At 60.2% G+C, this 21,890-nt stretch carries 22 protein-coding genes and 1 tRNA gene; 11 read left to right on the top strand and 12 right to left on the bottom strand.

Annotated elements, in window-relative coordinates:
- Nucleotides 1–742 precede the first annotated feature (742 nt).
- A tRNA-Met gene (locus AAFM15_RS07820) sits at nucleotides 743–819 on the top strand.
- A 46-nt stretch (nucleotides 820–865) separates the two neighbouring features.
- Here AAFM15_RS07820 and AAFM15_RS07815 read toward each other — a convergent pair.
- Genes AAFM15_RS07815 through AAFM15_RS07805 form a run of 3 tightly spaced genes read right to left on the bottom strand, consistent with a single transcriptional unit; the run spans nucleotide 866 to nucleotide 4,136 of the window.
- Nucleotides 866–1,762 (bottom strand): ribose-phosphate diphosphokinase, encoded by an 897-nt coding sequence (locus AAFM15_RS07815; RefSeq protein ID WP_341686150.1) that lies wholly within the window; start codon nucleotides 1,760–1,762, stop codon nucleotides 866–868.
- Nucleotides 1,762–3,351, bottom strand: coding sequence for a thymidine phosphorylase family protein (locus AAFM15_RS07810; protein WP_341686149.1), 1,590 nt, complete (start codon nucleotides 3,349–3,351; stop codon nucleotides 1,762–1,764). Before AAFM15_RS07810 ends, AAFM15_RS07815 begins: the two co-directional genes overlap by 1 nt.
- Nucleotides 3,352–3,356: 5 nt before the next feature.
- Nucleotides 3,357–4,136: an enoyl-CoA hydratase gene (locus AAFM15_RS07805; RefSeq protein ID WP_341686148.1), complete on the bottom strand. Its 780-nt coding sequence runs from the start codon at nucleotides 4,134–4,136 to the stop codon at nucleotides 3,357–3,359.
- 136 nt (nucleotides 4,137–4,272) lie between these two features.
- Between AAFM15_RS07805 and AAFM15_RS07800 the strand changes: the two genes are divergently transcribed.
- Genes AAFM15_RS07800 through paaK form a run of 3 tightly spaced genes read left to right on the top strand, consistent with a single transcriptional unit; the run spans nucleotide 4,273 to nucleotide 6,812 of the window.
- Nucleotides 4,273–5,076 (top strand): enoyl-CoA hydratase-related protein, encoded by an 804-nt coding sequence (locus AAFM15_RS07800; protein WP_341686147.1) that lies wholly within the window; start codon nucleotides 4,273–4,275, stop codon nucleotides 5,074–5,076.
- A gap of 2 nt (nucleotides 5,077–5,078) precedes the next feature.
- Nucleotides 5,079–5,507 carry a hydroxyphenylacetyl-CoA thioesterase PaaI gene (paaI, locus tag AAFM15_RS07795; RefSeq protein WP_341686146.1) on the top strand — a complete coding sequence of 143 codons (429 nt, stop codon included), beginning with the start codon at nucleotides 5,079–5,081 and terminating at the stop codon, nucleotides 5,505–5,507.
- A 3-nt stretch (nucleotides 5,508–5,510) separates the two neighbouring features.
- The gene (gene paaK, locus AAFM15_RS07790) at nucleotides 5,511–6,812 is read left to right on the top strand and encodes a phenylacetate--CoA ligase PaaK (RefSeq protein ID WP_341686145.1); all 1,302 of its coding nucleotides are present in this window, start codon (nucleotides 5,511–5,513) and stop codon (nucleotides 6,810–6,812) included.
- 4 nt (nucleotides 6,813–6,816) lie between these two features.
- On the opposite strand, the gene AAFM15_RS07785 is transcribed toward paaK, so the two are convergent.
- From AAFM15_RS07785 to AAFM15_RS07765, 5 genes are all read right to left on the bottom strand, one after another.
- Complete coding sequence (locus AAFM15_RS07785) at nucleotides 6,817–8,574, bottom strand: peptidase M61 (RefSeq protein WP_341686144.1); 1,758 nt, start codon at nucleotides 8,572–8,574, stop codon at nucleotides 6,817–6,819.
- The gene (locus AAFM15_RS07780; RefSeq protein ID WP_341686143.1) at nucleotides 8,571–9,029 is read right to left on the bottom strand and encodes a DUF3429 domain-containing protein; all 459 of its coding nucleotides are present in this window, start codon (nucleotides 9,027–9,029) and stop codon (nucleotides 8,571–8,573) included. The genes AAFM15_RS07785 and AAFM15_RS07780 overlap by 4 nt, the downstream gene beginning before the upstream one ends.
- 6 nt (nucleotides 9,030–9,035) lie before the next feature.
- Entirely contained in the window at nucleotides 9,036–9,740 is a 705-nt protein-coding gene (locus AAFM15_RS07775) for a DsbC family protein (RefSeq protein WP_341686142.1), read from the bottom strand.
- 18 nt (nucleotides 9,741–9,758) lie between these two features.
- A complete protein-coding gene (locus AAFM15_RS07770; RefSeq protein ID WP_341686141.1) occupies nucleotides 9,759–10,913 on the bottom strand; it encodes an FAD-dependent monooxygenase in 1,155 nt (384 codons plus the stop codon).
- A gap of 96 nt (nucleotides 10,914–11,009) precedes the next feature.
- On the bottom strand, nucleotides 11,010–12,023 hold the full coding sequence (locus AAFM15_RS07765) for a sodium-dependent bicarbonate transport family permease (RefSeq protein WP_341686140.1): 1,014 nt from the start codon (nucleotides 12,021–12,023) through the stop codon (nucleotides 11,010–11,012).
- 93 nt (nucleotides 12,024–12,116) lie between these two features.
- On the opposite strand from AAFM15_RS07765, the gene AAFM15_RS07760 reads away from it, so the two are divergent.
- Together AAFM15_RS07760 and ychF are read left to right on the top strand one after the other, a co-directional pair.
- Nucleotides 12,117–13,019: a LysR family transcriptional regulator gene (locus tag AAFM15_RS07760; protein ID WP_341686139.1), complete on the top strand. Its 903-nt coding sequence runs from the start codon at nucleotides 12,117–12,119 to the stop codon at nucleotides 13,017–13,019.
- Nucleotides 13,020–13,130: 111 nt separating this feature from the next.
- Nucleotides 13,131–14,222, top strand: a complete 1,092-nt coding sequence (ychF, locus tag AAFM15_RS07755; RefSeq protein WP_341686138.1) for a redox-regulated ATPase YchF — start codon at nucleotides 13,131–13,133, stop codon at nucleotides 14,220–14,222.
- A gap of 9 nt (nucleotides 14,223–14,231) precedes the next feature.
- Here ychF and AAFM15_RS07750 read toward each other — a convergent pair whose 3' ends face one another.
- Entirely contained in the window at nucleotides 14,232–14,726 is a 495-nt protein-coding gene (locus AAFM15_RS07750; RefSeq protein WP_341686137.1) for a YqaA family protein, read from the bottom strand.
- Nucleotides 14,727–14,826: 100 nt separating this feature from the next.
- On the opposite strand from AAFM15_RS07750, the gene dusB reads away from it, so the two are divergent.
- Genes dusB through AAFM15_RS07730 form a run of 4 tightly spaced genes read left to right on the top strand, consistent with a single transcriptional unit; the run spans nucleotide 14,827 to nucleotide 18,992 of the window.
- On the top strand, nucleotides 14,827–15,858 hold the full coding sequence (gene dusB, locus AAFM15_RS07745) for a tRNA dihydrouridine synthase DusB (protein WP_341686136.1): 1,032 nt from the start codon (nucleotides 14,827–14,829) through the stop codon (nucleotides 15,856–15,858).
- A complete protein-coding gene (locus AAFM15_RS07740; RefSeq protein WP_371833095.1) occupies nucleotides 15,855–16,094 on the top strand; it encodes a helix-turn-helix domain-containing protein in 240 nt (79 codons plus the stop codon). The genes dusB and AAFM15_RS07740 overlap by 4 nt, the downstream gene beginning before the upstream one ends.
- A 33-nt stretch (nucleotides 16,095–16,127) precedes the next feature.
- Nucleotides 16,128–17,714 carry a bifunctional phosphoribosylaminoimidazolecarboxamide formyltransferase/IMP cyclohydrolase gene (gene purH / locus AAFM15_RS07735; protein WP_341686135.1) on the top strand — a complete coding sequence of 529 codons (1,587 nt, stop codon included), beginning with the start codon at nucleotides 16,128–16,130 and terminating at the stop codon, nucleotides 17,712–17,714.
- A 9-nt stretch (nucleotides 17,715–17,723) separates the two neighbouring features.
- Complete coding sequence (locus AAFM15_RS07730) at nucleotides 17,724–18,992, top strand: DEAD/DEAH box helicase (protein WP_341686134.1); 1,269 nt, start codon at nucleotides 17,724–17,726, stop codon at nucleotides 18,990–18,992.
- An 11-nt stretch (nucleotides 18,993–19,003) separates the two neighbouring features.
- Here the strand turns inward: AAFM15_RS07730 and AAFM15_RS07725 are convergent, their stop codons facing one another.
- The 3 genes from AAFM15_RS07725 to AAFM15_RS07715 are packed head-to-tail and all read right to left on the bottom strand — an operon-like array spanning nucleotide 19,004 to nucleotide 21,602.
- Complete coding sequence (locus AAFM15_RS07725) at nucleotides 19,004–19,330, bottom strand: DUF6172 family protein (protein WP_341686133.1); 327 nt, start codon at nucleotides 19,328–19,330, stop codon at nucleotides 19,004–19,006.
- Nucleotides 19,331–19,343: 13 nt separating this feature from the next.
- The gene (gene hemL / locus AAFM15_RS07720) at nucleotides 19,344–20,639 is read right to left on the bottom strand and encodes a glutamate-1-semialdehyde 2,1-aminomutase (protein WP_341686132.1); all 1,296 of its coding nucleotides are present in this window, start codon (nucleotides 20,637–20,639) and stop codon (nucleotides 19,344–19,346) included.
- Between the two features lie 12 nt (nucleotides 20,640–20,651).
- Nucleotides 20,652–21,602, bottom strand: coding sequence for a bifunctional hydroxymethylpyrimidine kinase/phosphomethylpyrimidine kinase (locus AAFM15_RS07715; RefSeq protein ID WP_341686131.1), 951 nt, complete (start codon nucleotides 21,600–21,602; stop codon nucleotides 20,652–20,654).
- 100 nt (nucleotides 21,603–21,702) lie between these two features.
- Between AAFM15_RS07715 and AAFM15_RS07710 the strand changes: the two genes are divergently transcribed.
- Nucleotides 21,703–21,873 (top strand): rubredoxin, encoded by a 171-nt coding sequence (locus AAFM15_RS07710; RefSeq protein ID WP_341686151.1) that lies wholly within the window; start codon nucleotides 21,703–21,705, stop codon nucleotides 21,871–21,873.
- Nucleotides 21,874–21,890 lie beyond the last annotated feature (17 nt).

Here is a 21,890-nt window from a genome sequence, read left to right as displayed (position 1 = left end):
GGGGCAGGGGCAGGGGCAGGGGCAGGGGCAGGGGCAGGGGCAGGGGCAGGGGCAGGGGCAGTTTTTGGAGTGGGTGGCGTGATGTTTGTTGCCACTGCGGGCGCGCTCGCTGGAGGCGCGGGTATGAGCGACGGCTGCGCTTCGGTCGGCACAGGGACGGGTTGAGGCACAGGTTGTTGTGCGGGTGTCTTGATGGGCGTTGCCTGAATCTTTTTCCCACTTGTCCCGTAGAGTCCAACCACGATCAACGCAGCGGCTATCAAGATCAATGCCAATGGTTTGAGCAATGGCATCGTTTTTCGAGATGTTTCTGACCCAATTGAATGGGGTGTGAGCGTTGGGACTGCTTGGCTACGGTCAGATTCTTGGGAGGTGTTGTTCGCTTGAATCTGTGCAGCAGTGTGGGTTTCTGGCTCGTCTGAGATCAGTGGCTCTGGGGCGGGGAGTGGTTGTGCACCCAATGCGATCAGGACGCGTGTGCCAGCGGTGTATTTGATGGCTTCACTGTAGAACTGCTTGTCATGGCTTTTGCCTTCCAGTTCTTGCAGCTGGCTGATGGACAGCAGGCAACGCCTGGACAATTCTTGCAGATCGATTCCGGCCGCCTCACGCACCTGAACAAGGTGTTGCTCGTCAGCGGTAAGCCAAAGACGTGTGCTCATGGGGGGGATTGTCGCATGCAAATACTGAACCAGGGGCCTTGGCAAGAGGTTGACTGGTTTCGGGCTATAATGACGGGATTGGAGATATAGCTCAGTTGGTGAGAGCGCGGGATTCATAACCCCGAGGTCGGTGGTTCAAATCCACCTATCTCCACCATTCACAAGGGAACAGTTTTCGCTGTTCCCTTTTTCATTTCAGGGCTTCAATCTGCTGTGTCGAGTTCGCTGAGTGCAAGAGCCAGCAGTGGCGCAATGCTGACGCAGCTGCTCTCATGCGCTACGGTGTCGGTGCTCCAGATGTGGCGCACGCCAGCGTTGTGAACCACCTGCACTGCATCCCCGGAAAACAGCGCGTGTGTGATGGCGACGTCGACTGTTTTGGCTCCAGCTTGCAGCAGCAATCGCGTAGCTTGCGCCAGGGTATGACCGCTGCTGGCGATGTCATCGAGCAACACGACATGTCGTCCGTGCACCGGTACATCGGGCAGTTCGACTTCCACGTGTGTGTCGCCATGCCGTGTTTTGCGGCATACGCCGTGGTCAAAGCCGTGTTGCCGCGCTGCTGCGCTGATCCATTGTTCGGATTCTTCGTCTGGACCAATGAGCAGGGCGCCTTTGCACTGGCTGTGCACAAAGTCAGCCAGTAATGGCGCGGCGGTCAGCGTCAGCGCCTGTGGGCAGGGAATGGCTTCTCGCAAAGTGGAGATGCGATGCAGGTGCGGGTCGACTGTGATGACGGCATCAAACAACTCAGCCAAAAAGCGCCCCACAATTTTCTGGCTCACGGCCTCACCCGGTTGAAAGGCGATGTCCTGGCGCATATAAGCCAGGTACGGAGTGACCAGCGTCAAATGTTGTGCGCCCAACTCGCGGGCTGTGCGTGCAGCCAGCAGCACCTCCACCAGCTTTGTGTTGGGTTGATGCAGTGAACGCAGGAGCACGACCTTGCATGGCAGGGGCACAGGTAGGCGCAGTTTGATTTCGCCATCTGGAAATACATGCCGCTCAATACAAGCCAAAGGCAAGTTTGCCTCGCGGCCCAAGGCTTGTGCCAATGTGAGTTCATCATCGAAATACAACAGTACTGAGGGCTCGGACATCAAAACTCCACAAACGCATGCGGCACATCGCTGGCTTGCCCGAGGGTGTAGCCGTTGGCCTTGTCACACGCTTGGCGGGCAAACTGCAAATCAGACGGGTAGTTGGCGTGTACGCGGTACAGCACGTCGCCGGCCTGAACTTCATCGCCCAGCTTTTTGAATAAATTTACCCCGGCACTGGGTACTTTGGGCGCGCCCGCGAAGCGGGCAATGTGTGCCAGCTGCAGGTTGTCGATGCCGCAAACCACGCCTGCGCGATCTGCAATCACGTCAATGGTCAGCGCCCCCAGGCTCAGCTGGTTGGGGTCAAACGGGTGAGCACCTTGGGCGCGAATGATGTCCTTCATTTTGGCCAGTGCGCGACCCGAGTCCAGAATGTCGCGTGCAATGGCGTAGCCATCGCCGCCGCGTACATCGGGGCTGAACTCGATCAGACGTCCAGCCAGCCGAAGCGATTTTTGGCGTAAATCCATCGGCGCTGTGGGATCGTTCTCCAGCACGCGCATGACATCGCGGGCTTCAAGTAGCGGGCCAATGCCATTTCCGATGGGTTGACGTCCGTCAGTGATGACGATATCCAAGGAGAGCTTGAGTCTGCCGGCCACGTATTCGAACAAGCGCCGCAGGCGCTGTGCCTCCGGCATGGAACGAACCTTGGCTGTGGGGCCAATGGGAATGTCCAGTACCAAATGTGTGGAGCCGGCGGATACCTTTTTGGACAAGATGGAGGCCACCATTTGCGCTGGCGAATCCAGAGACAGCGGGCGTTCCACCGAAATAAGTACGTCGTCTGCAGGCGAGAGTTGCGCCGTGCCGCCCCAGGTCAGGCAGCCATGGTGCTCGCGCACGATGCGCGTCATTTGTTCGAAAGACAGCTCGACCTTGGCCAGCACTTCCATGGTGTCTGCCGTACCTGATGGCGAGGTGATGGCGCGAGAGGATGTTTTAGGAAACACCATGCCATAGGCCGCCACGATGGGCACGACCAGCATCGAGGTGCGGTTGCCCGGGATGCCGCCAATGCAGTGCTTGTCCACCACCACATGCTCTTTCCAGTCCAAGCGGCGACCGGCTTCGATCATGGCTTGGGTGAGGTAGTACACCTCTTCGCGGTCGAGCTCGTCGCGGTGAGTGGCCACGACGAACGCAGTCATCTCGATCTTGGAGTAACGGTGCGCGGCAATGTCACTGATGATGCCCTGAAAGTCACGCATCTCAAGACGCTCGCCCGCCAGTTTGCGGTGAAGTGCCTGGATGGATTGCGGAGGATCAGCTTGCGAGATAGTGACCAGCTGACCTGCTGGCACGCCGAGCTGCTCAAAGGCCGCATTGGACAAACCCAGTTCGTTGCAGGTCAAGAATTCGCCGTTGTCCACCACATTGAGGGTGGCCATGATGCTGCGACCATTCGTGCGTACCTCCACTTTGGACAAGGCTTTAAAGCCCTCTGTTCGGTAAACCTCGCAGTCACGGTGCATATACGCCACGTTCTCGTGGTACGTGTCTATGCGCATTCGCCGAAGGCTTAGGTGCCCATCGCCCGCAGAGCTACAAGCGTTGTGGTGTGCAGTCGCCAGGCCGGAGGCCATGTGGGTCATCCGTTGATGAAATTGGCAGCGCGCTTGCTCAGAAAGGCGTCCATGCCTTCTTTCTGGTCGGCAGTGGCGAACAGCGCATGGAAGATGCGGCGCTCGAACATCACGCCATCAGACAGACCACTTTCGAAGGCGCGGTTGACGCTTTCCTTGGCGGCCATGGTGGCCAGCTGGCCCATGCCACAAATGACCAGAGCGGCGCCCAGGGCTTCGTCCATCAATGTGTCCAGCGGTACCACGCGGCTGACCAGGCCCGAGCGCTCGGCCTCGGTGGCGTCCATCATGCGGGCTGTGAGCACCATGTCCATGGCCTTGGATTTGCCAATGGCGCGCGGCAGGCGCTGCGTCCCGCCGGCGCCGGGGATGATGCCAATCTTGATTTCAGGCTGGCCGAATTTGGCGTTGTCGGCGGCGATGATGAAGTCGCACATCATGGCCAGTTCGCAGCCACCGCCCAGTGCAAAACCGGCCACGGCCGCGATCACCGGCTTGCGGATGGTGCGGATCGTTTCCCAGTTGCGGGTGATGAAGTCGTTTTTGTAGACCTCGTGGAAGTTGTACTTGGCCATGGCGGCGATGTCGGCGCCAGCGGCAAAGGCTTTTTCGCTGCCGGTGATGATCATGCAGCCAATGGCTTCGTCGGCGTCAAACGCCTTGAGGGCCGCGCCCAGCTCGTCCATCAGCGGTGCGTTCAAGGCGTTCAGGGCCTTGGGGCGGTTGAGGGTGATGATGCCGACCTTGCCGCCTTCAACGCGGACTTCGATGTTTTCGTAGCTCATGAGTTCTCCAGCAGATGAATCAGTCCACTATAACCAACTCAACCCGTGTCAAGCTGTCACCAAAGCTAGGGAAAACATTAACCAACCGATCGGTCGGGAAATGATACATTCTTGAAATCAAGCTTAAAACACAACCATGACCGAGACCTCTACCGATTCCATCCTTTATGAGGAACGCGGCGCCGTTGCGGTGGTGACGCTCAACCGTCCCGCAGCCCTCAACAGCTTTACCCGCGAAATGCACCAGTCCCTGCGCCGCGCGCTGGACCGTGCCGAAGCTGCGCCGCACATTCGTGCCCTGGTGCTGACCGGCGCGGGTCGTGGCTTTTGTGCCGGGCTGGACCTGTCCGAGTTGGACTTCACGCCCGGCCCCGGCCTGCTGGAGCGCGCCGACCCCGGCCCGGTGATCGACCAGGAATTCAACCCCACCACCCGCCGCCTGCAATCGCTGCAATTGCCCACGGTGGTTGCCGTCAACGGCGTGGCCGCCGGTGCCGGCGCCTCCATCGCCATGGCCTGCGACATCGCGGTGGCCGCGCTGGGCGCCAGCTTTGTGCAGGCCTTCAGCAAGATCGGCCTGATCCCGGATGCCGGTGGCAGCTGGCTGCTGGTCGAGCGCCTGGGTCTGGCCCGTGCCATGGCCCTGGCCATGACAGGCGACAAACTTACCGCCGACAAGGCGCTGGAATGGGGCTTGATCTGGCAAGTGGCCGAAGACCCTTTGGCCGCGGCTGTGGCCATCGCCGAAAAACTGGCCGTCATGCCGACGAAAGCCCTGGTCGCCACGCGCCACTTGCTGGCTGGTGCCGGCCTGCGCTCGCTGGATGAACACCTCAACGTCGAGCGCGACACCCAGTCGGCGCTGGGCAAAACGCACGACTACATGGAAGGCGTGAACGCCTTCCTGCAAAAGCGTGCGCCGCAATTCAAAGGGGAATGAACATGACGCCGCAAGAAGTCGCCCGCAAAGTGGGCGAGACCATGTTTCCGGTGGACGTGGCTTCCAAAGACACCATGGGCATGGAATTGCTGGTCTGCGAACCCGGTCGTGCCGTAATGCGTATGGAAGTCAAAGCGTTGCACCTGAATGGCCACAAAATTTGCCACGGTGGTTTCATCTTTACCTTGGCCGATTCGACCTTTGCCTTTGCCTGCAACAGCTACAACAAGAACGCCGTGGCCGCGGGCTGCAGCATCGAGTTTTTGCGCCCCGGCAAGCTCGGCGATGTGCTGACCTGCGAAGGCGTTGAGCAGACCCTGAGTGGCCGCCACGGTATTTACGACATGAAGGTCACGAACCAGAACGACGAAGTGGTCGCCGTGTTCCGTGGCAAAAGCGCCCAGATTGCGGGCACCGTTTTTCCGGAGTGATCCATGAGCAAAGCCTTTCCCCTGGAATCGATTGAAAAAGCCAGCATCGACGAGATGCGTTCGCTGCAGCTCAAGCGCCTGCAGCAGACCCTGCACCACGCCTATGCCAACTCGCCGGTGTACCGCGCCAAGTCCGATGCGGCAGGCGTCCACCCCGACGACTGCAAGACCTTGGCCGATATCGCCAAGTTTCCGTTCACCACCAAGTTGGATCTGCGCGACAGCTACCCCTTTGGCATGTTTGCGGTGCCGCGCGAAAACTGCGCACGCATTCACGCCTCCAGCGGCACCACGGGCAAGCCGACGGTGGTGGGCTACACGCTCAAAGACATCGACACCTGGTCTACGGTAGTGGCGCGCAGCATCCGTGCGGGCGGTGCCAAGCCCGGCGACATGGTGCATGTGAGCTACGGTTACGGCCTGTTCACCGGTGGTATGGGTGCGCACTACGGTGCCGAAAAACTGGGGCTGACGGTCGTGCCTTTTGGCGGCGGCCAGACCGAGCGCCAGGTGCAGCTCATTCAGGACTTCAAGCCCGACATCATCATGGTCACGCCCAGCTACATGTTGGCCATTGCCGACGAGTTCGAGCGCCAGGGCATCGACCCCGCCAGCAGCTCGCTGCGCATCGGTATCTTTGGTGCCGAGCCTTGGACGAACGACATGCGTCGGGCCATTGAAAAGCGCGCAGGCATCGATGCAGTGGACATTTACGGTCTGTCCGAAGTGATGGGCCCCGGTGTGGCCAGCGAATGCATCGAGACCAAGGACGGCCCGACCATCTGGGAAGACCACTTCTACCCGGAGATCATCAACCCCGAGACAGGCGAACCCGTGGCCGATGGTGAAATGGGTGAGCTGGTGTTCACCAGCCTGACCAAGGAAGCGTTGCCCATCATCCGCTACCGCACGCGTGACCTCACGCGCCTGCTGCCAGGTACTGCGCGCCCAAGCATGCGCCGCATGGAAAAGATCACAGGCCGCAGCGACGACATGATGATCATTCGCGGCGTGAACGTGTTCCCCAGCCAGATCGAAGAGCTGATCCTCAAGCGCAGCGAACTCGCCCCGCACTACCAGTGCGTGCTCACGCGTGATGGCCCGATGGATAACCTGAAAGTGTTGATCGAGACCAAGCCAGGCATCAACCCCGAAGGGCTGGAGGCTCGTGCTGCGGCCAAATTGCTGCAGCACGAGATCAAGGTCTACATTGGCTCCAGCGTCGAGATTGAGCTCAAACAAGAGGGCGGCGTTGAACGCAGCCAGGGCAAGGCCAAACGCGTGGTGGACTTGCGGCGCAAATAAAAATTCAAGCTGCAGGCCAAGCGTTGGAGCGACTGGTTGTCGCTTCCAATCGCCAAACTGTGCTCTGCTGAGGCACAGTCAGCGGCAAACGCAGGAGCAATTTGTCGCGTGACACCAAAGCCATGGCCTTGCGCTCCTTGCCCAGCAACAGTGGAACGTCGTCGAGTTTGGTGACGCGCCAGTGTCCGTGTTGACCACGTGCACCGACTTCCAGGCCCAGCCATTCGTCGCCTGCAGCAAAGCCTGCAAGCTCGGCAGCGCTACCGCGCAAAACACCTTTCACCTGCACGCTGCCATTCGCATCCGCATGGCGCAAACCCAGATGCTGGGCAAAGTTGCCGGGTTCAGCATGGATGCGTATGCCCTGGGCCTCCAGCAAACGCGCGAGCGGTAGCTCGGCGGTGGAGTGCACCCAGGCCTGGAGCTCCTTGTGCCACGATCGATCGGTCAAAGCCTGTAATTCATCGAGTACATCCTGCTCGCGCATGGGGCCCGCCTTGCAGCGTTTCCACAGACCGCGCATCACCTCGTCAAGCGAATGTCCTTCAGTGCGAAGCGACAGGTCCAGGCACAACGCGACCAGCGCGCCCTTGGTGTAGTAACTCACCGTCGCGTTGGGTGTGTTTTCGTCCTGACGGTAGTACTTGACCCAGGCGTCAAAGCTGGCTTGAGCCACCGTCTGGACTTGCCGGCCCGGCGTTTGTGCAACCATGTTGATGGTTTTGGACAGCAGCTTGAGATACGTTGCGTCGTCGATCAGGTCGGCACGGCGCAGCAGCAGGTCGTCGTAATAGCTGGTAAAGCCCTCAAAGAACCACAGCAGCGGCGTGTAGTTTTCTTGCGTGTAGTCGTAGCGTGCAAAGGCATCGGGGCGAAGTTGCTTGACGTTCCAGGTGTGGAAGTACTCGTGGCTGATCAGGCCCAGCAGGGTGGTGTAGCCCTCGCTTGTCTTGTGGTCTCCCACGCGGGGAAGGTCGCGGCGGTTGCAGATCAGCGCGGTGCTGTTCCTGTGTTCCAGGCCGCCGTAGCCATCGCCTACTGCGTTGAGCATGAACACGTAGTTTTTGTGTGGTGCCTTGCGACCTGCTTGCGCGCCCTTGCCATGCCAGAAACGGATTTCGGCTTCGCAGATTTTCTGTGTGTCCGCCAGCAATCGCTCGCCATCGAAAGACGGTAGAGCCCCTGCCACCACAAAGCGGTGCTCAATGCCGCAAGCCTTGAAGCTGCCACACCAGAATGCACCCAGCTCGACGGGGCCATCCACCAGTTCATCGTAATTGGCGGCTTGGTACAAGCCAAAACCGCGTTTGTCGGTTTTGACGGCTGTGAGCCCCGTGGCGGCCTGCCAGCTGGTTTGGCCTTTGACAGGCTGCAGCTGCAATTGGTGAGGGATGTCTTCTTGTCCGTGTACACGCAAGCACAAACTGGTGCCGTTGAAAAACCCTCGCTGGCTGTCAAGCCAGGCGGTACGCACCGAGTTGTCAAAGGCATAGACTTCGTAGCTCAGTGTCAGCGGCTGACCAGCCTTGCAGTCAATTTGCCAGCTGCATTTGTCCAGTTGCTGGATCGCCAGTTGGCGGCGTCCTTGTTTGGCGTTCAGACGCTGCAGGTTTTTGGCAAATTCGCGCACCAGATAGCTGCCGGGTATCCACACTGGCAGCGAAACGACTTGCTGCGCATCAGGCTGCGCAATGTTCAGCGTGACCCGAAACAGGTGGGCGTTCAGGTCGGCGGCTTCAATGCAGTAGTGCAGGCAGTTCATGTCGCGCCTGCAGCCAGAAAGCAGGATAAGCTGGCAATGAGGGTCAGCTGCAAACGCATGGGCAGCCATGCGGCCAGGCCCATGGCAGGCCAGGTGCGGCGATCCATGAGGTAGCAGGCAATCAAGGCAAAGCCCAGCAGGGGCAGGCCGGCAAAGGCAGGCATCATCACGCCCACCCAGGCCAACAGTGAGGGCATCACTCCCCAGGTGAAGGGCAGCGAAGGAGCGTTGCGAGTGGTCACCGCATCACGCAAACCTGAACCCCAATGAATGCCACCCAGAAACGAGACGATCACTGCGCCATAGCCCTGCATGGACAGGGCCACATAGGGGTGCAGGTCTTCATCAACCAGCCACAGGCAAAGCGCCAGAAAAGCAAACGGAATCAGTCCGGCAAAACTGAGTTTGCGAATGTATTGCCAGGTCTTGTCTGGCGCGTGTGGTTTGAGGTGCATGAGGCTTTAAGGTGTGATGTCATTGAGCATCTTGTCGACCTGCGTTGCGGGTACGGCGCCAGCAATGCGCGAGCCGTCGGTCAGGATCAGTGTGGGGGTGCCGGAGATGCGGTGTTTTTTGCCGAACTCGACGTTGGCATCAATCGCGGCGGTGTCGCATTGTGTCGCGGGTGGTGTGACGCCGCGCAGCATCCAGTCGTTCCAGGTCTTGACGCGATCTTTGGCGCACCAGATGTTGCGCGATTTGGCCTTCGAGTCCTCCCCCAAAATCGGGTAGAGCAGATGGTAGATCGTGACATCCTGAAGGTTTTGCAAGTCTTTCTCGAAACGCTTGCAGTAGCCGCAGTTGGGATCGGCAAACACCACCAGTTTGCGCTTGCCGTTGCCATGCACCTGGGTGAAGGCGTTTTTCAAAGGCAGCTGTTCAAACGGAATGGCCGAGAGCTTTTCCACTCGCTCTTCGGTCAGGTTGCGACGTTGGCGCACATCGAACAGTGATCCTTGCAAAATAAAGTTGGCTTGGGCATCGGTATAAAAAACATCGCTGCCGATACGGACCTCAAACAAGCCGGGCATGGGGGTTTTGCTGACCTCGTCAATCGAGGGCAGGTTGGGCAGCCGCTCAGGCAGGTTTTTTCTAATGACGTTTTCCTGCGCCTGAACGTGCAGCGCAGATGCAATCAGAAGCAGGCAAGCAAATTTTTTCAGCATGGCAAATTCAATGTGTGGTCAGTGGGTCAGGCCCATGGCGTGGCGTGTCACCCAGCGCTTGAGAGGGGGGAGTCGGTCAAAGCCCTGCATGCCGCGGTTGCGCAGCAGCTGAACGGCGGGGTGTGGATGCGCAAACAGGCGTTGCAGGCCATCTGTCAGGTGTCCCATGGCCAGCACATCGGCTTGGCGGGCACGTTCGTAGCGTCGAAGCAGCTTCATGTCGTTCAAAGGTCGCCAGAACTCTTTCTCGAGAATGATCTTGACCAGCTCGGTCACATCGCCCAAACCGACATTCAGGCCTTGGCCTGCCAAAGGGTGCATGGCATGGGCGGCGTCGCCTGCCAGCACAAAGGCCTGGTCAGCGGTGCCAGGCAGGTGCCCGATCCAGCGCGATGCGCGGGCCAGCTGCAGGGGCCAGACGGCTCGCTCACTGCTCAGCTCCATGCGCCCCAGGCAAAGACCGCAAGCCTGTTCAAGTTCGTGAGCGAAGGCAGTTGCGTCCAACGCGGCAAGCTGGGTAGCGCGCTCAGGATGCACAGACCATACCAGTGCCACTTCTTGAGCGCCTTCGCCGCCCAGTGGCAGCAAGGCCAAAATTTCTGCTTGTGGTTCGTGCAGGCCCGGTGTTGCGCCAAACCGGAACCATTGGTGGGCCGTGCCCTGGTGGGGCAATTCGCAATGCAGCCGGGCAGCCACGGCGTGGTGCGGGTAATGTTGCACATCAAATTGCACACCTAGCTCAGCGCGGGTTTGGCTGGCGCGACCCTCGCACACAATGGTCAAAGGCGCAGCAGCAGGGGTGTCGGCCACTTCAATCAATGGTTGAAAGCCTACTGCCGTGGTGAGCAGGGTTTCCAGAACGGGCACATCCACCATCCAGTTGAGTTCGTCGCAGCCTTGCTCGCTGGCCAGAAAATTGAGCTCACCGCTTTCGTCGCCAAACACCTTCATGGCGCGCACTGGGGTGACCGCAGGTGCATCGGGCCAGCAGCGAAGGTCTTGCAGCAGCTGTTTGGCGGCATTGTTCAGGGAATAGGCGCGTACATCTGCCTTGTTTGCCGAGGCTGGCGCTTGCACCAGGCGCACGCGCAAACGCTCGCGTGCCAGCAGCAGCGCCAGGCTGCGGCCCACAATGCCGGCGCCTCGAATGCAGATATCAATTTGGGATGCCATGAACGCATTGTAGAGAGGCTTGCAAGGGCTGTTGTGGCTGGGGTTTCAGGGGCCTTCGACGCGGCGGCAAGAGCCTTTCCCCTTTATTCGTAAGGCTCAAGTCGAGGCCCAGCGTGCCACCTCGGTGTAGAGCGGGATGCCTAGCAGGATGTTGAGCGGGAAGGTCAGGCCCAAAGACAAACCAAAATACAGCGAGGGGTTGGCCTCGGGAATGGCATAGCGCACCACCGCGGGCACGGCAATGTACGAGGCGCTGGCAGCCAGCACCATCAGCAGTGTGGCATCGCCCTGCGGCAGTCCCATCAGCCAGCCTAGGCCCAGCGCCAGGCAGGCGTGCACCAGCGGTGCCAGCAGACCATAGGCCAGCAGCCAGGGCGACTGGCCCTTGAGGCCCGGCAGATTACGGGCGGCCAGCAGACCCATGTCGAGCAGGAAGAAGGCCAGCATGCCCTTGAACAGATCGCCCGAGAAGGGTTCCATGGCCGCCTTGCCGGCATCCCCGGTGATGATGCCCACGGCCATCGCGCCCAACAATAGCAGCTGCGCGCCGTCGGTGAAGGACTCATGCATCACCTTGCGCAGCGAAAGCGTTGGCATGCCGCCGCCCGTCTGACAGGCATAGACGCCGGCGCCCGAGCTGCTCAGCAGAACCGGCGAGCTTTGTTGCCTGCGCAAGGTGTTGGCCATCAGCACCGCCATGACGATGGCGGGTGATTCCATGAGCGCCATGGCGGCGGCCATGTGTCCGCCAAATGCGATGCCCTGGCTTTCCAGATGACCGATGGCGGTGATGAATGTCACGGCGCTGACCGATCCGTAAGTAGCGGCAAGGGCCGCAGCGTCAAAGCCCGACAGGAAGCGACCCAGCACGGGGTAGCTCAATGCTGGAATCAGCACGGCGAGCGCCACGGCCAGCGACAGGCCTGCTGCCACCTCGGTGGTCAGCCCGGAATGTGCCAGGGCAAAACCACCTTTGAGGCCCAAGGCCATGAGCAGGTACAGCGACAGAAAGCGCGAAATTGCTGGGGGAATTTCCAGGTTGGACTTGATCAGCCCGGCAAAAACGCCGAACACAAAAAACAGAATGGCAGGGTCGATGAAAGACTGCATGGGATGCGATTTATGTAGCGATGACGGCATTCTGTGGTTTCATGCTCATAAAGTAAAATCGATTCTTCAAAACATATTCATTGATTTAAATCTATGAACGTTACTTTCCGTCAGCTTCGTCTCTTCCTGGCCCTTGCAGACACGGGTAGCGTGAGCGCCGCTGCGCGTGCGATGCATGTGACCCAGCCCACGGCGTCGATGCAGTTGCGCGAAGTCAGTGAATCGGTGGGGTTGCCGCTGTATGAGGTGATTGCACGAAAGGTCTACTTGACCGAGGCCGGAAGGCAGCTTGCACACACAGCCAGAGCTATCGTGGATGAATGGGAACGCTTTGGGCAGACCGTCAACGCCATGCAGGGCCTTACACACGGCCGCTTGCGCGTGGCGGTGGTCAGCACAGCCAAATATTTTGTCCCCCGACTGCTGGGCGGTTTTTGCGAACAGCACCCGGGGATCGACATTTCGCTGGAGGTTCTCAATCGCGACGGCGTGGTGCAGCGTCTGCGCGAAAACCGCGACGACCTGTACGTCATGTCCATGCCTCCGCAGGACGTTGATCTGGACGACCAGATCTTTCTGGCCAACCCGCTTGTCATGATCGCGCCTGCCGATCATCCGCTGGCATCACGACAGCGCCTGCCCCTCAAGGCACTGGCCGGCGAACGTCTGATCCTGCGCGAGCGTGGTTCAGGCACGCGGCTGGCCACAGACCGATTTTTGGCAACGCAGGGCTTTGAGCCCCAAAGCTGGCTGGAGCTGGGTAGCAACGAGGCCATCAAGGAGGCCGTGGCCGGGAACCTGGGCGTGGCGGTTATTTCGCGCCACGCCATCAAGGCTGAGGATCTGGGGCGTGATCTGTGTCTGTTGCCGATCAGTGGCCTGCCCATTCGCTCACAATGGCATGTGGTGCATCCACGCGCTAAGCAGCTCTCGCCGATTGCACAGGTGTTTCGCCAACATTTGCTTGACCAGGCTCGGGCTTGGCCCCAAGCGTAAGGCACCGGTCTTACAATCAGACATCTGATGCGCCTGAGCGTGAAGCCATGCGCGTGCATGCCTGTATGCCTGACCCAGGGCCACGGGCCCGATTCACAAGGAACCCTCTCCATGAGCCTCAAATGCGGCATCGTGGGCCTGCCCAACGTGGGCAAGTCCACCCTCTTTAACGCCCTGACCAAAGCCGGTATTGCGGCCGAGAACTATCCCTTTTGCACCATTGAGCCCAACACCGGCGTGGTGGAAGTGCCCGATCCTCGCCTGCAGCAGCTGGCCGAGATCATCACGCCTGAGCGCATCGTTCCGGCCATTGTGGAGTTTGTGGACATCGCGGGCCTCGTGGCCGGTGCCAGCACAGGCGAAGGCCTGGGTAACAAGTTCCTGGCTCACATCCGCGAGACCGATGCCATCGTCAACGTGGTGCGCTGCTTTGAAGACCCCAATGTGATCCACGTGGCCAACAAGGTCGACCCGATTGCTGACATCGAAGTCATCCAGACCGAGCTGTGCCTGGCTGACTTGGCTTCGGTGGAAAAAGCCATTCACCGCGTGAGCAAAATCGCCCGCTCGGGTGACAAGGAGGCCGCCAAGCAAATGGCGATTCTGGAGAAGTGCCAAACCGCCTTGAACGACACCAAGCCGGTTCGTACCATCGACTTCAGCAAAGAAGAGCGCGCCGAGCTCAAGCAGTTCTTCCTCATCACCGCCAAGCCCGCCATGTTTGTGGCCAACGTGTCGGAAGACGGTTTCGAGAACAACCCCTTCCTGGATCGCCTGAAGGCTTTTGCCGAAGCGCAAAATGCCCCAGTAGTTGCCATTTGCGCCAAGATCGAAGCTGAGCTGTCCGAGATGGACGACGCTGACCGCCTGGAATTCCTTAAAGAGTTGGGCCAGGACGAGCCGGGCCTGAACCGCTTGATTCGCGCCGCCTACGACTTGCTGGGTCTGCAAACCTACTTCACTGCTGGCGTGAAAGAAGTGCGCGCCTGGACCATCCGCAAAGGCGACACCGGACCGCAGGCCGCCGGCGTGATTCACACCGACTTTGAAAAAGGCTACATCCGCGCACAAACCATTTCGTTTGACGACTTCATCGCCTACAAAGGCGAACAGGGCGCCAAAGATGCGGGCAAGATGCGTGCCGAGGGCAAGGAATACGTCGTCAAGGATGGCGACGTGATGAACTTCCTGTTCAGCTCCTGAACTGCAACATCAAGAGCCGTTGATGAACGGCAGGCCCTGCGGGAAGACCCACAACAGGCCTGCCGTCATGAGCACATAGCGCGCCAATTTGCCCACAGCCATGTAGGCCGTGCATGGCCACAGGGGCATTCGCAGCCAGCCGGCCACCGCGCAGAGAGGGTCGCCAATGACGGGCATCCAGCTCAGCAGACAGGCCTTGGGACCCAGGCGCTGCAACCAGTCCAGCGCGCGCACATGGGTCTTGCTGTGGCGCCATTGGTCCACCGCTTGGTGGGCACCGTAGCCCATCCACCAGCTGGCCATGCCGCCCAGGGTGTTGCCGACGGTGGCCACCAGCACGGCTGGCCAAAACAGCTCGGGGTTGAGTTTGACCAGGCCAAATACCATGGGCTCCGAGCCCATGGGAAGCAAGGTGGCTGAGATAAAGGCAACCACAAACACGGTGCTCAGACCGTACTCTGGCAGGGCCAGCAGTTGCAGCAGGTGAGGAATCCAAGTGTCCATGGTCGCCAGTGTATGCCTAGCACATTCGGCTTTCAGTTGCTGAAATTTTGAGCAATTACAATCGTGCCTCCTTTTTAAGCAAAGCCCCGTTCCTGCACCTATGCGCATCGGTCCTCATGACTTGCCGAACAACTTGTTCGTCGCCCCCATGGCGGGAGTGACGGACAGGCCATTTCGCCAGTTGTGCCGACGCTTTGGCGCGGGCTATGCGGTCAGCGAAATGGTCACCTCCCGCAAGGACTTGTGGCACACCCTCAAGACCAGCCGCCGTGCTGATCATCAGGGCGAGCTGGGGCCTATTGCGGTGCAGATTGCAGGCACAGAGCCGGGCATGATGGCCGAGGCCGCGGCCTACAACATCGACCGGGGTGCGCAGATCATCGACATCAACATGGGTTGCCCCGCCAAAAAGGTGTGCAACAAATGGGCAGGTTCCGCCTTGATGCAAGACGAGGCGCTGGCGCTGAGTATTGTTGAGGCCGTGGTGGCCGCTTGTGAGCCCAAGGGTGTGCCGGTGACTTTGAAAATGCGCACGGGCTGGTGCCAAAGCGAGAAGAACGCACTGACGATTGCACGCGCTGCTGAAAGCGCCGGCGTGCAAATGATCACGGTGCATGGCCGCACCCGCGAGCAAGGCTACAAAGGCGAGGCCGAGTACGACACCATTGCCGCTGTCAAAGCCGCGCTGCGCATTCCGGTGGTGGCCAATGGCGATATTGATTCCCCCGAAAAAGCCCGCCAGGTGTTGCAAGCTACGGGGGCGGATGCCTTGATGATCGGTCGCGCCGCACAAGGGCGACCCTGGATCTTTCGCGAAGTGGCCCACTACCTGGCCACGGGCACCCACCTGGCGCCACCCCTGGTGGCGGAGGTGCAAAGGGCCTTGCTCGAACACCTGCAAGACCACTATGGTTTGTATGGCGAGTACACCGGTGTGCGTTCGGCGCGCAAACACATTGGTTGGTATGTGAAAGACCTGCCCGGTGGCGAGGTGTTTCGCTCGGGCATGAACGCACTGGAAACCTCAGAGCAGCAGCTCGATGCAGTAAGCGCCTATTTTGAAGAACTGTCCCAACAGATGGACCGTTTGCCCGCGGTGCAGTGGCACCCGGCACTGGAGACAATGCAATGAACGAACCCATGAGCCTGGACGCCTGCGTGCGTGCCAACCTCGAAATTTATTTCCGCGACCTGGACGGCACCGAGCCCGCCAGCCTGCACGACATGCTGGTGCGTGTGGTCGAGAAACCTTTGCTTGAAGTGGTGATGCAGCGCGCAGGCCAGAACCAGTCGCGTGCCGCCGACTGGCTGGGCCTGAACCGCAACACCCTGCGCAAGAAGTTGATAGAGCATCAGCTCGCCAAATGATTTTTTACTTTCTAGACTTACAGGACCCTTCTTATGAAAGCTTTGATTTCCGTCTCCGACAAAACCGGCATCGTCGAACTCGCCCAGCAACTGCACGCCCTGGGCGTGGGCCTCATTTCCACCGGCGGCACCGCCAAGCTGCTGGCCGACAAAGGCCTGCCGGTGACCGAAGTGGCCGAAGTGACGGGCTTTCCCGAAATGCTCGATGGCCGTGTGAAAACCCTGCACCCCAAGGTGCACGGCGGCCTGCTGGCGCGTCGCGACACGCCCGAGCACATGGCCGCTTTGAAGGCCCACAACATCGACACCATCGATTTGTTGATCGTGAATTTGTATCCCTTTGAAGCTACCGTGGCCAAGCCCGGCTGCACGCTGGCCGACGCGATCGAGAACATCGACATCGGCGGTCCCGCGATGGTGCGTTCTGCCGCCAAGAACTGGAAAGACGTGGGCATCGTCACCGATGCCAGTCAGTACGCCGACGTGATTGCTGAACTCAAAGCCAACGGTAAACTCAGCGACAAGCTGCGCTTTGCTTTGTCGGTGGCCGCGTTCAACCGCATCAGCCAATACGACGGCGCGATCAGCAACTACCTCTCCAGCGTCAACTTTGAAGCCGAGAAGCTGAGCGAAACCTATGTACCCGAGCGCGCCCAGTTCAGCGGCCAGTTCAACGAGCAGTACGTCAAGGTGCAAGACCTGCGCTACGGCGAAAACAGTCACCAGCAAGCCGCCTGGTACCGCGACCTGGCGCCTGCAGCAGGTTCACTCGCCACTGGCGTGCAACTGCAAGGCAAAGAACTCAGTTACAACAATATCGCCGATGCCGATGCAGCTTGGGAGTGTGTGAAGAGTTTTGACATGCCCGCGTGCGTCATCGTCAAACACGCCAACCCCTGCGGCGTGGCCGTGGGCGCCAACCCCTTCGAGGCCTACAGCAAAGCCTTCCAGACCGACCCCACCAGCGCGTTCGGCGGCATCATCGCCTTCAACCGCCCCGTGGACAAAGCCGCGGCCGAGGCCGTGAGCAAGCAGTTTGTCGAAGTGCTGATGGCGCCCGACTTCAGCGCTGAAGCCCTTGAAGTGTTCAAGAGCAAGGTCAATGTGCGCTTGATGAAAATCGCCCTGCCCGCCGACTACGGCAACGTGCGCAACGCTTTGGAAACCAAGCGCGTGGGCTCGGGCCTCTTGCTGCAAAGCGCCGACAACCACGAACTGGCCCTGGCCGACTTGAAAGTGGTGACCGTCAAGCAGCCCACACCTGAAGAACTCAACGATTTGTTGTTCGCTTGGAAGGTCGCCAAGTTCGTCAAGTCCAACGCCATCGTGTTCTGCAAAAACGGCATGACCATGGGCGTGGGCGCAGGCCAGATGAGCCGCCTGGACTCTGCCCGCATCGCCAGCATCAAGGCCGAAGCGGCCAAGCTCAGCTTGCAAAACACCGTGGTGGCCAGCGACGCCTTCTTCCCCTTCCGCGACGGCCTCGACGTGGTGGTGGATGCAGGCGCTACCTGCGTGGCCCAACCCGGCGGCTCCATGCGCGACCAGGAGGTGATTGACGCCGCCAACGAGCGTGGCGTGGCGATGGTATTCACTGGCGTTCGCCATTTCCGTCATTGATTGCTTCCATTGAACTTTGAAACCATTGGATTGACCCCTGCGCTGCAACGCGCAGTGGCTGACATGGGCTTATACGCGCCCACACCCATTCAGGCGCAGGCCATTGCGCCCGCCTTGCAAGGTCGTGATGTGTGGGCCACCGCGCCCACGGGTTCAGGCAAGACGCTGGCTTTTGCCTTGCCGCTGGTGCAGCAGCATGTGCTGCATCCGCGTCAGACCAATTTCCGCCGCCCCGTGCGCACGCTGGTGCTGGTGCCTACGCGCGAGCTGGCGGTGCAGGTGGGCGACGTGTTCACGCATCTGGGTTATCCGTTGGGACTCAAAGTGGCGGTGGTCTATGGTGGTGTGTCCATCAACCCGCAAATGATGGGCTTGCGCGGCGGGGCCGACATCGTGGTGGCCACGCCGGGGCGTTTGCTCGACTTGGTGGACCACAACGCCTTGCGCCTGCAGGACGTGCAGCACCTGGTCTTGGACGAGGCTGACCGCTTGCTCGACCTCGGCTTTGCCGACGAACTGCAACGCGTGCTGGCGCTGCTGCCCGTCAAGCGGCAGACGCTGTTGTTTTCGGCAACGTTTGCTGAAGATGTGCAAGCCTTGGCGCAAGGCCTGTTGCACGACCCGGTACGCATCACGGTACAAGCGCTGGAGGCGCAAGCGCCCGACATTCGCCAACGCGTCATCGCGGTGGACGAGAAAAAACGCACAGCCTTGCTGCGTCACCTGATCGCCGAGAGCTGCTGGAAGCGCGTGCTGGTGTTTGTGGCGACGCGCTACGCTTGCGAGCATGTGGCCGACAAGCTCTACAAGGCAGGCATTTACGCCACGGGTTTCCATGGCGAGATGAGCCAGGGTTCGCGCCAGCAGGTGCTCGACGAATTCAAGACCGGTCGCTGGGATGTGGTGGTGACCACCGATTTGGCCTCACGCGGCATTGACATTGCGCAACTGCCTGTGGTGGTCAACTACGACCTGCCGCGCTCGGCCACCGATTACACCCACCGCATTGGCCGCACCGGCCGCGCTGGCGCCAGCGGCGATGCGGTGAGCTTTGTGACCGCGAAGGCGCAGCAGCACTGGGCGCTGATCAGCAAACGCGAAAAGCTGGATCTGGCGCTCGAAGTGGTGCCGGGCTTTGAGCCTACAGAAACGCCCGTGCAACCGTCGGCATTGAACGATGGCAAGGGTGGCATCAAAGGCAAGCGCCCGAGCAAGAAAGACAAATTGCGGGCTGCCCAAGCTCAAGCCCAGGGGCAAGGCTCGACGCGAAGCGATTAAGCCTCGCTGTCTTACCCAGCCGTGTCCATGTCGCCAGTCTGTTCGGATGCATGCGGCGCTGGCACGCGGATGCCGTGCTTGCTCAAGATTTCCACATACACAGAGGCTGCGCCCGACTTGGCTGCGGCGTCCACAGCCTCAATCACGGCGCTGACGCGCACCCCTTGCGCGGTGTCTGCGCTGGTGCCGACTTTGCAGTCAAAGTCCCAAAAGTCCGCATCCACAGGCACAGGGCGGCTGCGTTCGCGTTTGAAATATTTGCGGATGTCGTGCTTGACGGCATCGAGCACGCGATCAGGGTGCTTGCCTTCAACGCTGAGAGGGTAGGTTTTTTTCATGTGGTCTCAACGTTTACAGGGTGGCAAAAACGTCGCTGGCCGCTTGCACCGTGGCGGTAATGTCGGCGTCGGTGTGAGCCGCGCTCACAAAGCCAGCTTCGTAGAGCGCGGGCGCAATGTACACACCGCGTTCCAGCAAGCCGTGGAACAGTTTGTTGAATTTCGGGCTGTCGCTGGTCATGACCTTGGCGTAGTTCTGCGGCAACTCGGGCAGCAAAAAGAAGCCAAACATGCCGCCTTGGCAGTCGGCGGCAAAGGACACGCCTGCTTTCGCGGCTGCACCTTTAAGGCCATCGACCAGACTTTGCGTTTTACCGCTCAGGCTGTCCCAGAAACCCGGTTTGGCAATTTCGCGCAGCGTCGCTAAACCGCACGCCGTGGCCACTGGATTGCCGCTCAGGGTGCCGGCTTGGTAGACGGGGCCGGTGGGGGCGAGCTGGCGCATGATCTCGCGCGGGCCGCCAAAGGCCGCCAACGGCATGCCGCCGCCAATGACCTTGCCCAGCACGGTGAGGTCGGGTTTGAAGCCAGGAATCAATTTGGCGTAGACGCTTTGCGCAGAGCCGAGCGCGACGCGGAAACCGGTCATCACCTCGTCAAACACGAACAGCGCGCCGTGCTCGGTGCACAGCTCGCGGCAGCGCTTCATGAAAGGCACAGACGCACGCACAAAGTTCATGTTGCCGGCAATCGGCTCGATCATCACGCAAGCCAGTTCCTTGCCGTGCAGGGCAAAGGCTTCTTCCAGTTGCTCGATGTTGTTGTATTCGAGAACCAGCGTGTGCTGCACCACCTCGGGCGGCACGCCCGCGCTGGTCGGGTTGCCAAACGTGGCCAGGCCCGAACCGGCCTTGACCAGCAGCGCGTCGGCGTGGCCGTGGTAGCAACCTTCGAACTTGATGATCTTGCTGCGGCCAGTCGCACCACGCGCCAGGCGCAGCGCACTCATGCCCGCTTCGGTGCCGGAGCTGACCAGACGCACCATTTCCATGGACGGCACGTGCTTCAGGATTTCTTCGGCCAGCTCAATCTCGCGCTCGGTGGGGGCACCGAACGAGAAGCCGTCGAGTGCCGCTTTTTGCACGGCCTCAAGCACGGCGGGGTGGCCGTGGCCCAGGATCATGGGGCCCCAGGAGCCGATGTAGTCGATGTACTTTTGGCCGTTGGCGTCCCAGAAATAGGCGCCTTGGGCGCGTTGCACAAAGCGGGGTGTGCCGCCTACGGCGCGAAAGGCGCGCACGGGCGAGTTCACGCCGCCGGGGATGACGCTGGCGGCGCGGTCAAAAAGTTGTTGGTTGCGGTCGGTCATGGCAAAAAAGGATCAATGCTTGGTTTCGTTGAAAGGCACTTCAAAGAAGTCGGCACCAGGCGCCAGCGGTTTGCTGGGCTCTTCGGTCTCGTCTTCGGTTTCATCATCGGGTAGGGCCCAAAACAGACGGTCGGGCACGACTTGGCCCATGCCAGGGCGAAAGCCGTCGTCCAGGCAGTGGTCCAAATACACGAGCGCTTCGTGCGCGGCTTCGGGTAAATCCATGCCCGTGGCCAGCAGACCCGCCAGCGCAGCGGACACAGTGTCACCTGCGCCGGTGAACAGGGCTTCAATGCGCTCGAATTTTTCGTGGGCAAGCACCGTCTCGGGCGTGGCCAGCACGTTGTCGATGTGTTGTTCTGGCAGTGGCAAACCGGTGACCAGCACATAAGGCACACCCATTTCACTGGCAGCCTTGGCAATGTCGCGTGGTCCCGGGTTACGCTCGCCTTCCCAGTCGGGCAGCAGCCAACGGCGCAAGGTGCTGTGGTGTCCCACCAGGACACTGGTTTGCGGCAGCATCAACTCGCGAAAGGCGTCCAGGTAGTCGTCAATTTTTTCGTCATCCCACCAGGACAGGTTGGGCATGTAGGCCACCACGGGTACGCCATCGTAGTCATCGGCAATGCCTGCGACCAGCGCAATGATTTCGGGGGAGCCCAGAAAGCCCACCTTGATCACGCGCACCGGAATGTCTTCAGCAGCCGTGCGGGCCTGTTCGCTAACCGCGTCTTCGTCAAAGGCGTAGAAGTCGTGGGTGGCGCTGGTGTCCCGAATGTAGGTGCCCGTCACTACCGGCAGGGTGTGAGCGCCCACCGAGCCTGCGGCCAGTACATCACCCGACAGGCCGCCGGCACCGCTGGGGTCATTGGCGTTGAAAGCCATCACGCAGGCGACGCCTTGTTCGAGCTCGGACTCGTCAGGGGCGTTCGGATTGGCTTCAAAAAGAGAGGTATCGGTCATGTCGGAAAAGACGGGCAGGGTTCAGTGGGGCTTCATCCGGCGCGATGGGCACCCGATACAATCAAAATCATTCTATTCGACGAATTTTCAAGAGGACGGCATGGAATACAAGACGTGGATGTGTTTGATTTGTGGCTGGATTTATGATGAAGAGGCGGGCGATCCCGAGCACGGCATTGCGCCGGGTACCAAATGGGAAGATGTGCCCATGAACTGGACCTGCCCGGAGTGCGCTGCGCGCAAGGAAGATTTCGAGATGGTGGCGATCTGATCGCCTCTTCCCAGACA

It is taken from the genome of Limnohabitans sp. (assembly GCF_038134685.1).
Classification (GTDB): domain Bacteria; phylum Pseudomonadota; class Gammaproteobacteria; order Burkholderiales; family Burkholderiaceae_C; genus Limnohabitans_A.
Note: the sequence above shows the minus strand (reverse complement) of the source record. Positions and strands in the feature narration are given on the sequence as shown.

Excerpts from the sequence above, each read along its gene's own strand:
- AAFM15_RS07815 (WP_341686150.1), bottom strand. The coding sequence starts at position 1,762 with ATGTCCGAGCCCTCAGTACTGTTGTATTTCGATGATGAACTCACATTG.
- AAFM15_RS07810 (WP_341686149.1), bottom strand. The coding sequence starts at position 3,351 with ATGGCCTCCGGCCTGGCGACTGCACACCACAACGCTTGTAGCTCTGCG.
- AAFM15_RS07805 (WP_341686148.1), bottom strand. The coding sequence starts at position 4,136 with ATGAGCTACGAAAACATCGAAGTCCGCGTTGAAGGCGGCAAGGTCGGC.
- AAFM15_RS07800 (WP_341686147.1), top strand. The coding sequence starts at position 4,273 with ATGACCGAGACCTCTACCGATTCCATCCTTTATGAGGAACGCGGCGCC.
- paaI (WP_341686146.1), top strand. The coding sequence starts at position 5,079 with ATGACGCCGCAAGAAGTCGCCCGCAAAGTGGGCGAGACCATGTTTCCG.
- paaK (WP_341686145.1), top strand. The coding sequence starts at position 5,511 with ATGAGCAAAGCCTTTCCCCTGGAATCGATTGAAAAAGCCAGCATCGAC.
- AAFM15_RS07785 (WP_341686144.1), bottom strand. The coding sequence starts at position 8,574 with ATGAACTGCCTGCACTACTGCATTGAAGCCGCCGACCTGAACGCCCAC.
- AAFM15_RS07780 (WP_341686143.1), bottom strand. The coding sequence starts at position 9,029 with ATGCACCTCAAACCACACGCGCCAGACAAGACCTGGCAATACATTCGC.
- AAFM15_RS07775 (WP_341686142.1), bottom strand. The coding sequence starts at position 9,740 with ATGCTGAAAAAATTTGCTTGCCTGCTTCTGATTGCATCTGCGCTGCAC.
- AAFM15_RS07770 (WP_341686141.1), bottom strand. The coding sequence starts at position 10,913 with ATGGCATCCCAAATTGATATCTGCATTCGAGGCGCCGGCATTGTGGGC.
- AAFM15_RS07765 (WP_341686140.1), bottom strand. The coding sequence starts at position 12,023 with ATGCAGTCTTTCATCGACCCTGCCATTCTGTTTTTTGTGTTCGGCGTT.
- AAFM15_RS07760 (WP_341686139.1), top strand. The coding sequence starts at position 12,117 with ATGAACGTTACTTTCCGTCAGCTTCGTCTCTTCCTGGCCCTTGCAGAC.
- ychF (WP_341686138.1), top strand. The coding sequence starts at position 13,131 with ATGAGCCTCAAATGCGGCATCGTGGGCCTGCCCAACGTGGGCAAGTCC.
- AAFM15_RS07750 (WP_341686137.1), bottom strand. The coding sequence starts at position 14,726 with ATGGACACTTGGATTCCTCACCTGCTGCAACTGCTGGCCCTGCCAGAG.
- dusB (WP_341686136.1), top strand. The coding sequence starts at position 14,827 with ATGCGCATCGGTCCTCATGACTTGCCGAACAACTTGTTCGTCGCCCCC.
- AAFM15_RS07740 (WP_371833095.1), top strand. The coding sequence starts at position 15,855 with ATGAACGAACCCATGAGCCTGGACGCCTGCGTGCGTGCCAACCTCGAA.
- purH (WP_341686135.1), top strand. The coding sequence starts at position 16,128 with ATGAAAGCTTTGATTTCCGTCTCCGACAAAACCGGCATCGTCGAACTC.
- AAFM15_RS07725 (WP_341686133.1), bottom strand. The coding sequence starts at position 19,330 with ATGAAAAAAACCTACCCTCTCAGCGTTGAAGGCAAGCACCCTGATCGC.
- hemL (WP_341686132.1), bottom strand. The coding sequence starts at position 20,639 with ATGACCGACCGCAACCAACAACTTTTTGACCGCGCCGCCAGCGTCATC.
- AAFM15_RS07715 (WP_341686131.1), bottom strand. The coding sequence starts at position 21,602 with ATGACCGATACCTCTCTTTTTGAAGCCAATCCGAACGCCCCTGACGAG.
- AAFM15_RS07710 (WP_341686151.1), top strand. The coding sequence starts at position 21,703 with ATGGAATACAAGACGTGGATGTGTTTGATTTGTGGCTGGATTTATGAT.